Origin of the sequence: Rheinheimera tilapiae (assembly GCF_042432165.1) — a bacterium.
Taxonomy (GTDB): Bacteria; Pseudomonadota; Gammaproteobacteria; order Enterobacterales; family Alteromonadaceae; genus Pararheinheimera; species Pararheinheimera tilapiae.
In genome coordinates this window covers 299,165-311,110 of record NZ_JBHLXP010000003.1, presented here as the reverse complement: position 1 = coordinate 311,110, position 11,946 = coordinate 299,165, and the positions used below count along the sequence as shown (strand labels likewise).

Sequence of the window (11,946 nt, the reverse complement as noted above, 5' to 3'; positions counted from 1 at the left end):
ATGTCGCACCAGCCCACTGCTATATTATTAAACCTGCCAGCTGAATTGAGCCAGGCGCTGGCGCTGCAGCGGGCACAGCTGGACTTCAGCCTATCTGAAGTGCAAGAGCGGCAATTACAACAGTTATTGGCGGCCAGTCCATTGCTTGGTCGTTGCCTGAAACTACAGCCACAAATACTGACAGGGTTACTTAGCGGCGCACCCGGTTTTAATGCACCGGATCTCAGCCAGCCGCATACCGAAGCACAGGCAATGGCCGCGCTGCGACGCTACCGCAATGCCAGCTTGTGTCAGATTCTGGCGGATGACCTGTTGCGGGCACAGGATATCAGTGTGGCATTGCAGCGCGTTTCTGCGCTGGCAGACGAGCTGATTAATCTGGCGTATCAATGGGCCTGGCAGGAACTCGCACCGCAGTGGGGCCAACCGCTTGATAGTAACGGTCAGGTGATGCCGTTACTGATCCTCGGCATGGGTAAACTGGGCGGTGGCGAGCTGAATTTCTCTTCCGATATCGATCTGATTTTTGTCTATCCGCACAATGGCGACACCAGTGGTGGCCGGCGCAGCACGGAAAATCAGCAGTTCTATACCAAGCTTGGCCAGAAAATCATTTTATTACTGAACCAGGTCACTGCTGATGGCTTTGTTTACCGCGTGGATATGCGCTTGCGGCCTTTTGGCGACAGCGGTCCGCTGGTGCTGAGTTTTGCTGCCTTTGAAGATTATTACCAGGCGCAAGGTCGCGACTGGGAGCGCTACGCCATGCTCAAGGCGCGCATTCTGAATCCGGTGGCGCCTTTTGCTGCCGAACTGCAGGGCATGCTGAAACCCTTTGTCTATCGCCGATATATCGATTATTCAGCGATTGAATCGTTACGGCGGATGAAACAGCTGATTGAGCAGGAAAACCGCCGGCGGAACCGTGTCGACAATATCAAACTCGGCGCCGGTGGCATCCGCGAAGTTGAATTTATCATTCAGACGTTGCAGCTGATCCGCGGTGGTCGTATTCCAGCCATCCAGCAACAATCGATTTTTGCTGCGATGCAGGCGCTGCTGCAGGAAGGCTTGTTGGATCCGGAAGCGGAACAGATCCTGTATCACGATTATTTGTGGTTACGCCGGGTCGAACATCATCTGCAGGGCATGGATGATCAGCAAACCCAGACTTTGCCCGCTGATGCGTTGAGCCAGCAGCGTCTTGTTCTGGCGCTGCAAGCGTCCGATTGGCCCGCGTTGCAGCAGCAGATAAATATGGCGATGATGCGTATTCACCAGCAATTCCGCTTAGTGATCGCACAGGAAGAGCAAACGGAACCGCAAGAGCTGCTGCTTGGTCGCATGTTGTGGGACAGCGATCAGTCCGCGACTGAGCTGGCTGAACATCTGGATTGGCTGACGCCAGCAGATGCTGAACTGCTGATGCAACATCTGCAGCAGTTTAAAGCGGACAGCCAGAAACGGCAGGTTGGCCCGCGCGGGCGCGAATTGCTGGCAAAGTTATTACCCGCTTTGCTGCATGGGGTAGAGCAGGAACAAGCGGGGCCTCTGGTACTGGAGCGGGTGCTGGGTGTGCTGCGGCAAATCGTCTCGCGTACCGCCTATCTGGAATTACTATTTGAAAACCCGCCGGCGCTGCAACAGTTAATAAAGCTCTGTGGCCGCAGCGGCTGGCTGGCAGAGCATCTGGCGCGTTATCCGATGTTGCTGGATGAACTGATTGATCCTGAATTGTTGTATCAGGTTGCAACTGTTGCAGACTACCGCGACCGGCTACGGCAGCAAATGCTGCGGGTGCCGCAAGACGATCTGGAATTAGTAATGGAAGCGTTGCGCCAATACAAACAAGCACAGACCCTGCGCATTGCCGCGGCCGATATCACCGGCATTTTACCGTTGATGAAAGTGTCTGATCATTTGACTTGGCTGGCCGAAGCGTTGATGGATACAGTCGTCGAGCTCGCATGGCAACAAATGGCGGATAAATATGGTTATCCGGCCGGGCTCGATGCGCATAGCAGCAAAGGTTTTGCCGTGATTGCTTACGGCAAACTGGGCGGACTGGAACTGGGGTATGGCTCTGATCTGGATTTAGTTTTCCTGCATCAGTGTGACTCGCTGGCGCCGACCAGCGGCGCGCGTGGCATTGATTCCCGCCAGTTTTATCTCAAGCTGGTGCAACGGATATTGCACCTGTGCACCACTCGCACAACCAGCGGCTTATTGTATGAAGTTGACACCCGGTTGCGGCCATCCGGCAACGCTGGCCTGCTGACGGTGCATGTGGATACTTATGGTGAATACCTGCGTCAGGATGCCTGGACCTGGGAACATCAGGCACTTGCGCGCACGCGGCTGATTTACGGTGACGCAGCGATCGCTAGTCGTTTTGAGCAAATTCGGGCAGAAATTCTGGCAAAACCAAGGGATCTCGAAGCGTTACGCGGTGAGGTGCGGGACATGCGACAAAAGCTGCGCGAGCATCATGGCGTAGCGTCCACCGAAGTGAAACACAAAGCTGGCGGTATTGTCGACTTAGAATTTATCAGTCAGTTTCTGGTGCTTGGCTATGGTGCTGTATATCCGGCACTGTACCAGTACAGTGACAATATCCGTATTCTGGATGCAGCGGCGGCCTGCGGCTTGATGTCATTGACCCAGGCGCAGCAGTTACAACAAGCGTATCAGCAATTGCGCGGCAGTAGCCATCGTCAGACTTTAGCCCCGGCAGAAGTTGCGGTTGAGGATTTGTCGGGCGCAGAGCAGCAGGTGAGGGATGCCTGGCAGCAGTTTATGCTTAGCGCTTAACTGGCTCGGCGTTTAAATGCTGGCAGTTTTGCTCTAAAAACAGACTGGATTTGTCGGTCAAAACTGCTGCACGTTGTTTCGGACAGAAATAAGCCAGTACCGGCGTTTCAAAGTCCGGTGCTATGGCTTTGGCAATACCTTTGAGTGTGCCGAGATAATCGCTGTCACTTTGGAAATAATGTTTCACCACATAATCGCGCGGCAGTGTCCAAATAAGCTCCATCTCCTCTTCTCTGGCGAAGGCCATCATATGGTCACGGATTTTGCTGCCGGGTTCGAACTTACGGTTCTGTGATACACCACTCCAGTTGTCTGGCATCGGCGGTACGGTATTGGTGCGGCTCTCCAACGTACTGGTCAGCTGATCACTGGTGTCGGAGAGTTTAATAATAAACTCTTTTGATTTGTCGACGCTGGTGTCCAGCGAATAGCGCAGCTGTTCATAGAAGTTAGTGAACTCCATCGCAGCGGCTTTTTTGACTTCAATTTTGACTGGCTCAGGTTTTGGCATCAACAGATCTGGATAAAACAGCAAGACGCCGGCAAGGGCGAATAAAAAAACCAGCGCTGTGATGTGTTTAAACCAAAATCCCATCGTAACTGCCCTGTTGGTATTAGAGACTTAATACTAAACCCTGCGGCATGCAGATGCCAGCAGCTTTTCTGTGATGTGTCGCTTGGTCTGTAAACATTAATACAACGAAGGCGCGTCCGGATCCGGTCTGGTTTTAAACCGGCGATGTACCCACATATATTGCTCCGGATGTTTCAGAATGGCTTGTTCTACCCACTGATTGACGCGGCAAATAGCGGCGTATTCATCTTTGCCGGGAAAATCGGTCAGAGCAGGCAGCGCTTCAATCTGATAGCCCTGATTATTAGGGAGTTTGCTGGTATAAATCGGGATCACCGCGCAATTGGCGGCGCTGGCAAACAACAAGGTGCCATTGGTGCAGGCAGTTTCTTGCACGGCAAAAAACGGGGCAAAGATAGCGCGGTTGCGACCATAGTCCTGATCAGGCAGATAAAAACACACTTCGCCGTCGTTCAAAGCGCGCAGCAGCGCTTTGACATCGCGTTTGCCAATCATGTATTTGTTGCCACGACTGCGGCCGCGATACATGAAGAATTCCATCAACGCATTGTTGTGTGGGCGGTAAAAACCAATACTTGGGTGGGTCAGGCCAAAGACCCGGCCGGCGGCTTCCAGATGCAGCATATGCGGTGCCAGTAGCAACACACCTTTGCCTTTCGCCAGTTCCGCCTGAATATGTTCGTAACCTTTAAAATGGGCGAAGCGCCGGATCCGCCATGTCGGCCACCACCAGCCAATCAGGGTTTCCATCGCGGCGCAGCCGGTTTCTTCTGCATTGCGTTGCACCAGCAGCTCCCGTTCGTGGTCGGGCATGTCCGGAAAACACAGTTCGAGATTGCGCCGGGCGATGCGGCCACGGGATTTGAGCAATTTAAAGCTGAGCCGGCCAAGACCACGTCCAAGCAACATCAATATCCGGTATGGTAGCCAACTGATCAAATAAGCGATGCCAAGAGCCAGCCAAAGTAGCCAATAACGGGGGTGAAGTAGGGTCAGAGAAAATGGCGGCGCCTGATACACAAGAAATCCTTGCTGCTGAAAACCGGCTATTGTAGCGAAAAGTCTGAAGCTGCACAGTGCAGAAACAAAAAGGCCACACTGGTCTGAGCTTTATCAGGTTCGTGTGGCCTTGTTTCAGTTGTTCGCTTTGTAGTGAATTACGCGCCCAGTGCGGCGTTGACAGTCGCCAGATCGGCTTCAGTCAGGGTACCGGCCGCTTGTTTCAGCGACAGCACTGCCAGGATGTAGTCGTAACGTTGTTTAGTCAGATTGCGACGGGCATCAAACAGATTGCGGGTACTGATCAGGACGTCGACAATAGTCCGGGTACCGACTTCAAAACCGGCCTCAGTGGCTTTTAATGCACTTTCAGCTGAAACTACCGCCTGTTCCAGTGCCTTAATACCGGCAATGGCCGCACCAACGTTGTTGTAGTTCACCCGAACCTGACGCACCACAGAGCGGTGGCCCAGTTCCAGATCTTCGCTGGTGGCTACATAGTTCGCGCGTTGCTGTTCTGTTGAGGCCGAAGTGGCACCGCCGGAATAAATTGGCACATTCAAGTTCAGGTTCACACTTTCTGAATCTTGTTGCGGCATATTACGGCTGTCCTGCAGCGTTTTCGTTGCACTCAGGCCAACAGTCGGATAATGGCCTGATTCCGCCAAATCGATATTGTTCTGGGCAATTTCAACCGCGAGCTTACGAGCTTGTAAATCCAGACTATTGGTTTCGGCAATTGAGACCCATTCAACAACGTTGGCAGGTTTCGGTGCTGTTGGCTTGAATTGACTGGTATTCAGTGGACTTAACTGGGAATGATATTCACCGGTAATTTCCTGCAACGATTCACGAGCGTTTTCCAGCGCGTTGGTTGCGGCGATTTCACGGGCGACCACGCTGTCATATTGCGCCTGTGCTTCGTGCACATCGGTGATGGCCGTCAGACCCACAGCGAAACGTTGTTTGGTTTGTTCCAACTGACGTTCAACGGCGCGTTTTTCCGCGACCACAAAAGTTAAATCATCGTTGGCGCTCAAAACACTGAAATAGGCTTGTGATACACGGACAATCAGGCCCTGCAGCGCTGCGTTGTAATAGGTCTGGCCTTGTAATGCGGTTTTTTCCGCGTTAGACAGTCGTTCCCAGTCACCCCAATTGAAGACGGTTTGGGTCAGACTGAGTCTGTTGGTATAACCGGTACCAGTAGCGGTCATGCCGCCACCTTTATCATCCCGCGATTTACCGAGTGACGAGGTTAAACTGATATCCGGCAGGAAATTCGCTTTACTGATATCGATGCCAACTTTGGCGGCATCACGCTGTGCGGCGGACTTCAGTACTTGTGGATCTTTTTTCAGTGCCAGCTGATAAACGTTTTGCAGGTTCTCCGCGCTGGCTTGCAGGCTGAACAAGCCGAGGGCCGCGCACACCAATGAACATAAAGCAGTTTTTTTCATAACCAGGTTCCATGGAAAACAAAATTGAACGGATATTAACGTGTTCGCGTACACTAAGTCGAACCGATCGCGTAAAAGTTGACGCACCAAGTGTAACAGAATGTGAGCCCCGAGATGGCTGAAAACAAAGCAATTAATTATCCGGCATTCGCTGCGAAAGATGTGGAAATTCACGGTGAACACACTGTTTTCCACGGTTTTTTTACCATGAAATCGTATCAGTTCCGCCACCGCTTGTTTCAGGGCGGCTGGAGTGACCTTGTTACAAGGGAGATCTTCGAACGCGGTGATGCGGTTGTCGTATTGCCGTTTAATCCACACAGTGACGAAGTGGTGCTGATTGAGCAATTTCGCTTCGGTGCTATGCGCAGTTCCGCAACGCCATGGTTACTGGAAGCCGTCGCCGGCATGTTTGGCCCTGCTGAGCAGCCCGAGCAGGTCGCTCGGCGCGAAGCAGCGGAAGAAGCTGGGCTGTCGCTGGGACGGATGATCCCGCTATTAAGTTACCTCAGTAGCCCGGGGGGCACTACAGAACGTATCCATTTGTATCTGGGCGAGTTAACAGGCCCGGTCCAGGAGGGCGTGTTTGGTCTTGCGGAAGAACATGAAGATATCAAAGTCCATGTCATGCAACGGCAACACGCGGTCGATTTACTGAATGCCGGTAAAATCGACAATGCGGCGACTGTCATTGCGTTACAATGGCTGTCATTGCACCTGGAGTCGGTACGAGAGCAATGGGCTGTACCGGCCTGAATTGACCAGAATGGGATCCTCGTCAACGATGAGTTTGAGCAAACAACGGCGATATCAGCCTTATGTGCCGGATTTTCTGAGTCTGTGTGAACGCAATTACGCACAGCTGCGCCATTTATTGCCGCGTTCCGGTCAGGTTGGTGATGCCGTGCAAATTCAGGTTAGTGCCGCAGATAAGTACCTGCTGAAACTGCAGGAGCTCTGCAAATTCACCAGCACTATCCGTATCGAGCATATCAGTGAACCTGCGTTTACCGGGCAGGTTGTCAGCTGGCTACGTCCGCAATTTGAGGTGCGGTTATATCACGACGCGCGGTTGGCTGAAGTGGTGGCTTGTCAGCAGATCAGGCAATTTAAAGCCGTCTACGACTATCCGAACACCGATATGTTACTGCCCGATGAAAAACGTCAGATTAATCTGTTGCTTCGTGACTGGCTCAGCTTATGTCGTGCGCAGGGGCTTTGCAGTGCTGTGGTGATGCAGTGACTAATGCTGTTTTTCACTGGCCTGTGTCTTCACTGGTCCAGATCACCGATTGCCATTTGTTAGCCACGCCGGATGCCCTGTATCAGGGCATCAAGCCTTATCACCATTTACGTCTTGTATTGGATGAACTGCGGGCTGAAGCGCCGCTGTTGATCCTGACCGGCGATCTGACTGAAGATCACAGCGCTGACTCGTACACGTTATTGCAGCAGTTGCTGGCCGACTGGCCGGCACCAGTGTTTTTACTGCCGGGTAATCATGACGAACGGGGTGCACTTGATCAGCTAAGTCAGCAGCCACCGTTTCGGCCCGAGCGCCGGCTGGCGCTGCCCGGCTGGCAATTGTGGCTACTCGACAGTAAAGGCGACACGCCGGCCGGCAGTTTTCCGGTACCACGGCTCGCCGAATTGGAGTGCTGGCTTAACGAGGCCGGCCATCAACAAATTTTCTGGTTCTGCCATCACCATTTGCTGCCGGTTGGCAGTTTTATCGACCGGTTTGATCAGCAGGACAAAGCCGGTTTGCTGGCGATGCTCAAGCGTGAGCCGCGACTGCGCGGCTTGGCGCACGGTCATTGCCACCATGCCTATCAATATGACTTGCCGGAGTTTGTCCAAGTGGGCTGCCCGGCCAGCTCAGTACAGTTTTTACAGACGCCGGACTGGCAGACGCAGGATCAAGGTCCACGCGCCTGTCGCTGGGTATTTACGCCAGATGGCCGTCTGCAATGGGAGTTTTTACAGTTTTGACGTCACAACATATTGTGTATTTACATGGTTTTGCCAGTTCGTCGCAGTCAGAAAAAGCGCTGCTGGTGCGGGATTATTTTCAACAACATCTGCCACAGCATCGGTTGTCCGTGCCGGATTTGCCCTATACGCCGGCCGAAGCCTGGCAGGAATTACAACTGCTATGTGTCCAACAGCCACCGCAGCTGATCATTGGCAGCTCTTTAGGTGGTTTTCTGGCCACGGCATTGGCGGAACAATATGGCTGTCGGGCGGTCCTGATCAATCCGGCGGTGCGGCCGCATCTGTTATTGCAACAGCATCTGGGCCGTTATTATCATCCGGTGCGACAGCAGCATTACGAAGTACGGGCTGAACATCTGCCATTGCTGCAAGATTTACAGGTACAGCAACTGCGCCGGCCATCACAATATCTGGTGTTATTACAAAGCGGTGACGAGGTGCTGGACTACCGTCAAGCGCTGGATTTTTATCAACAATGTCAAACAGATGTACAAGAAGGCGGCGATCACAGCTATCAGAACCTGCAAAGCCGGCTGGCGGATATTGTCAATTTCGGCCAATTAGCGTAAAACACTGTGGATTGATACAGCCTCAGGTACAGTCCTGTTGGACCCGCGCCTTCAACGCAATTCAGACTCCGGAACCTATGCATGACAGAACAACAATATAATGCCGATTCCATTGAGGTCCTGACGGGCCTTGAGCCGGTGCAGCGTCGCCCGGGTATGTACACCGACACCTCGCGACCTAACCACCTGGCGCAGGAAGTCATCGATAACAGTGTCGACGAAGCGTTAGCCGGGCATGCCGACACAGTGCAAGTTATTCTGCATCCGGATCAGTCGATTGAAGTCATTGATAATGGCCGTGGTATGCCGGTCGATATTCACCCGGAAGAGGGCGTCAGCGGCGTCGAACTGATCCTGTGCCGGCTGCACGCCGGTGGTAAATTTTCCAACAAAAACTACCAGTTCTCGGGCGGCCTGCATGGCGTCGGGATCTCGGTGGTCAACGCATTATCCAGCCGGGTTGAAGTGTCGGTGCGTCGCGATGGTAACGTCTACGAAATGGCGCTGGAACATGGTCATAAAGTCAGTGAACTGGCGATCACCGGGACTGTCGGCAAACGCAATACCGGCACCCGCGTGCGCTTCTGGGCAGATCCGAAGTATTTTGATTCACCCAAATTTTCGGTCAGCCGTTTGCTGCATGTATTAAAAGCCAAAGCGGTGTTATGCCCGGGGCTGACGGTCAAATTCGAAGATAAAATCAACGATCAGAGCTACAGCTGGTGTTACATCGCCGGGATCCGCGATTACCTGATTGACGCGGTCAAAGAGTCAGTGACATTACCCGAGCTGCCGTTTGTCGGTGCCTTTTCCGCCAGTACTGAAGCCGTTGACTGGGCCGTGTTATGGCTACCGGAAGGCGGCGAGCTGCTGACCGAAAGTTATGTCAATTTGATCCCAACCGCGCAGGGCGGCACCCACGCCAATGGTCTGCGCCAAGGCTTATTGGAAGCACTGCGCGAATTCTGTGAATTCCGTAATTTACTGCCACGTGGCATCAAACTGACACCTGAAGATGTCTGGGATCGTTGTGCCTATATCCTGTCGCTGAAAATGCAGGAACCGCAGTTTGCCGGCCAGACCAAAGAACGTTTATCAAGCCGCCAGGCGTCAAGCTTTGTCACCGGCGTGGTCAAAGATAGTTTCAGCCTGTGGCTGAATGAGCACACCGAAGTCGCGCAGACACTGGCGGAGTTTTGCATCAATAACGCGCAAAAACGCTTACGTGCTGAAAAGAAAATTGTGCGGAAAAAAGTCACAGCGGGCCCGGCATTACCGGGCAAACTGGCCGATTGTAGTGGCTCCGATGTCAGCCGCTCCGAGCTTTTCCTGGTGGAAGGGGATTCAGCCGGCGGTTCCGCCAAACAAGCACGCGACCGCGAATATCAGGCGGTCATGCCGCTACGCGGGAAAATTCTGAATACCTGGGAAGTCGATTCTGAACAAATTCTGGCATCGCAGGAAGTGCATGATATTTCAGTCGCGATTGGACTGGATCCAAATTCAACGGACTTGTCACAACTGCGTTATGGCAAGGTTTGTATTCTGGCCGACGCCGACTCAGACGGTCTGCACATTGCCACCTTACTTTGCGCGCTGTTTATGCAGCACTTCCGCACGCTAGTTGACGCTGGCCATGTCTTTGTTGCCATGCCACCGTTATATCGCATCGACATTGGTAAAGACGTTTATTACGCGCTGGATGAGGATGAAAAAAATGGCATTCTCGATCGGCTGGAGGCTGAGAAAAAACGCGGCAAAATCAATGTGCAACGTTTTAAAGGCCTCGGTGAAATGAACCCGCTGCAGCTGCGGGAAACCACGATGGATCCGAATACCCGCCGGTTGGTACAGCTGACCATCGATGATGAACGCCAGACGCTGGAAATGATGGATATGTTGTTGGCGAAAAAACGCGCCAACGACCGTAAGGACTGGCTGGAGCACAAAGGCGATCGTGCCATTCTGGCTTAACGCACCGAAGGCGAATTTTTGCGACTGCTCTATCGCTTGTTTTTTGAACAGGATAGTGATCTGGGATTGTCAGCGCTGATCGGTCACGCTACTCTGAACCGCCAATTTATGCACTTTGGATGAATTATTATTACTATGAAAGTCTGTGCAGCAATAATACTGAGTTGCCTTTGGTGTTGGTCGGCATCTGCGCTGGCCAACAATGCCAATACTGCAGCGTTACCGGATTGGTTACTGCAAATTCAGCAACAGAAAAATATTCAGCCGGAAGCCATGTTGCAGCAGGCGTTGAGCCATGAAGCTGATTTTGGTAACTGGAATGTCACGCAGCAAGCCAGTTGGCTAAACGAATTGTCGCTGATATACGAGGCGCTCGGCCGGCATCGCGATCAATTAGCTGCCGCAGAACGCGGCTTGGCGCTGGTGCCGGATTTACTCAGTAAAACCCATGTTGAACTGCTGTTTAGTATGGGATACGCGCTGGAAATGCATCGGGAATATGCTCAGGCCAATGAATACTATAAAAAAGGCATGGCGTTAGCGACCGAGTTAAAAGATGAAAAACTGATGATCCTGGGACAGCTTAATCTGGCGGCGATGCTGGCGGAAGAAAGTCAGGATCAGGAAGCGCTGGAAACATTAAAACAAGCCTACGACCGCGCCGTGAAGCTTGGCGATAAAGAAGTGCTGGCCAGTGTGAATGCCGAATTGGGCTTAATGTACACCATGCTGATGAGTGATGAAGAAGCGCGCAAGCTGCTGGAAGAATCTTATCGCTTATTCGATGAGCTGGGCTGGGAGAAAAGCAAAGTTTCGGTCTGGTACAATCTGGCAATGACCTATCGCTACCAGAGTAAACCGGAACTGGCGCTGGAAATATTCGACAAGATGTTAAAAGCGAGCCTGCATGCCGAAGATCCGGTGCAATCGTATTATGCCTATCTTGGCCTTGCGACGACTCATCGTGGTATGAAAAAGTACGATGCCGCCGTGTCTTACATGGAGCAGGCTGATGCGTATCTACCTTATCTGCAATCGACGTATCAGCTTAGCGAGCATCATTTTGAAAAAGCGCTGATTTACCGGGCATTGGGCCAAACCAGCCTGGCGTTTCAGGAAGTGGATTTGGCGGCAGAGACGCTTGGTAATCAACGCAATGTGTCAGACAAATTTTTTGCACTGCATTTTGACCGGTTAAAGTCGCATTTGTATGCAGACAACGGCGACTTTGAAAAAGCCTACAGCCTGCTCGATCAATTCTTCAAAAATTATGTCAGCCTGCAAGACGATAAACGCGATTTACAGGTGCAGAAGCTGCGTTTGAGCTTTGATGCGGAGCGTCAACAAGCGAAAAACGAGTTGCTGCAAAAGGACAATGAGCTGCAGGCTCTGCGATTACAGGAAGTGGAACGTAAGCGTCAGATCCAATGGCTGTGGATTGGGCTGTTTGCCAGCACCAGTCTGATCCTGCTGACGTTATTGCTGTGGCAATGGCGGCGTCGTCGTCAGAGTCTTTCAGCCACAGAATAAGGCTAATTTTGCC

At 52.4% G+C, this 11,946-nt stretch carries 10 protein-coding genes; 7 read left to right on the top strand and 3 right to left on the bottom strand.

Annotation, left to right across the window (positions count from 1 at the left end; all coding sequences use genetic code 11):
• Complete coding sequence (gene glnE, locus ACFFJP_RS12305; RefSeq protein ID WP_377244253.1) at window positions 1–2,811, top strand: bifunctional [glutamate--ammonia ligase]-adenylyl-L-tyrosine phosphorylase/[glutamate--ammonia-ligase] adenylyltransferase; 2,811 nt, start codon at window positions 1–3, stop codon at window positions 2,809–2,811.
• Here the strand turns inward: glnE and ACFFJP_RS12300 are convergent.
• The 3 genes from ACFFJP_RS12300 to tolC all read right to left on the bottom strand — a co-directional run bounded on the left by ACFFJP_RS12300 (window position 2,801) and on the right by tolC (window position 5,865).
• Window positions 2,801–3,406 (bottom strand): TcpQ domain-containing protein, encoded by a 606-nt coding sequence (locus ACFFJP_RS12300; RefSeq protein WP_377244250.1) that lies wholly within the window; start codon window positions 3,404–3,406, stop codon window positions 2,801–2,803. The genes glnE and ACFFJP_RS12300 overlap by 11 nt on opposite strands.
• Window positions 3,407–3,502: 96 nt before the next feature.
• On the bottom strand, window positions 3,503–4,426 hold the full coding sequence (gene lpxL / locus ACFFJP_RS12295) for an LpxL/LpxP family Kdo(2)-lipid IV(A) lauroyl/palmitoleoyl acyltransferase (RefSeq protein ID WP_377244247.1): 924 nt from the start codon (window positions 4,424–4,426) through the stop codon (window positions 3,503–3,505).
• 137 nt (window positions 4,427–4,563) lie between these two features.
• Entirely contained in the window at window positions 4,564–5,865 is a 1,302-nt protein-coding gene (gene tolC, locus ACFFJP_RS12290; RefSeq protein WP_377244244.1) for an outer membrane channel protein TolC, read from the bottom strand.
• Between the two features lie 114 nt (window positions 5,866–5,979).
• On the opposite strand from tolC, the gene nudF reads away from it, so the two are divergent.
• From nudF to ACFFJP_RS12260, 6 genes are all read left to right on the top strand, one after another.
• The gene (gene nudF / locus ACFFJP_RS12285) at window positions 5,980–6,621 is read left to right on the top strand and encodes an ADP-ribose diphosphatase (RefSeq protein WP_377244241.1); all 642 of its coding nucleotides are present in this window, start codon (window positions 5,980–5,982) and stop codon (window positions 6,619–6,621) included.
• A gap of 28 nt (window positions 6,622–6,649) precedes the next feature.
• Entirely contained in the window at window positions 6,650–7,108 is a 459-nt protein-coding gene (locus ACFFJP_RS12280) for a DUF1249 domain-containing protein (protein ID WP_377244237.1), read from the top strand.
• The gene (locus ACFFJP_RS12275) at window positions 7,105–7,857 is read left to right on the top strand and encodes a metallophosphoesterase family protein (RefSeq protein ID WP_377244234.1); all 753 of its coding nucleotides are present in this window, start codon (window positions 7,105–7,107) and stop codon (window positions 7,855–7,857) included. Before ACFFJP_RS12280 ends, ACFFJP_RS12275 begins: the two co-directional genes overlap by 4 nt.
• A complete protein-coding gene (locus ACFFJP_RS12270) occupies window positions 7,854–8,429 on the top strand; it encodes a YqiA/YcfP family alpha/beta fold hydrolase (RefSeq protein ID WP_377244231.1) in 576 nt (191 codons plus the stop codon). Before ACFFJP_RS12275 ends, ACFFJP_RS12270 begins: the two co-directional genes overlap by 4 nt.
• 81 nt (window positions 8,430–8,510) lie before the next feature.
• Entirely contained in the window at window positions 8,511–10,403 is a 1,893-nt protein-coding gene (parE, locus tag ACFFJP_RS12265) for a DNA topoisomerase IV subunit B (RefSeq protein WP_377244228.1), read from the top strand.
• 135 nt (window positions 10,404–10,538) lie between these two features.
• Window positions 10,539–11,933 (top strand): tetratricopeptide repeat protein, encoded by a 1,395-nt coding sequence (locus ACFFJP_RS12260; RefSeq protein ID WP_377244225.1) that lies wholly within the window; start codon window positions 10,539–10,541, stop codon window positions 11,931–11,933.
• Window positions 11,934–11,946: the final 13 nt, after the last annotated feature.

Bases quoted from the DNA above. Each gene is read 5' to 3' on its own strand.
- ACFFJP_RS12300 (WP_377244250.1), bottom strand. From the start codon at position 3,406: ATGGGATTTTGGTTTAAACACATCACAGCGCTGGTTTTTTTATTCGCC.
- ACFFJP_RS12260 (WP_377244225.1), top strand. From the start codon at position 10,539: ATGAAAGTCTGTGCAGCAATAATACTGAGTTGCCTTTGGTGTTGGTCG.
- tolC (WP_377244244.1), bottom strand. From the start codon at position 5,865: ATGAAAAAAACTGCTTTATGTTCATTGGTGTGCGCGGCCCTCGGCTTG.
- nudF (WP_377244241.1), top strand. From the start codon at position 5,980: ATGGCTGAAAACAAAGCAATTAATTATCCGGCATTCGCTGCGAAAGAT.
- ACFFJP_RS12280 (WP_377244237.1), top strand. From the start codon at position 6,650: ATGAGTTTGAGCAAACAACGGCGATATCAGCCTTATGTGCCGGATTTT.
- parE (WP_377244228.1), top strand. From the start codon at position 8,511: ATGACAGAACAACAATATAATGCCGATTCCATTGAGGTCCTGACGGGC.
- glnE (WP_377244253.1), top strand. From the start codon at position 1: ATGTCGCACCAGCCCACTGCTATATTATTAAACCTGCCAGCTGAATTG.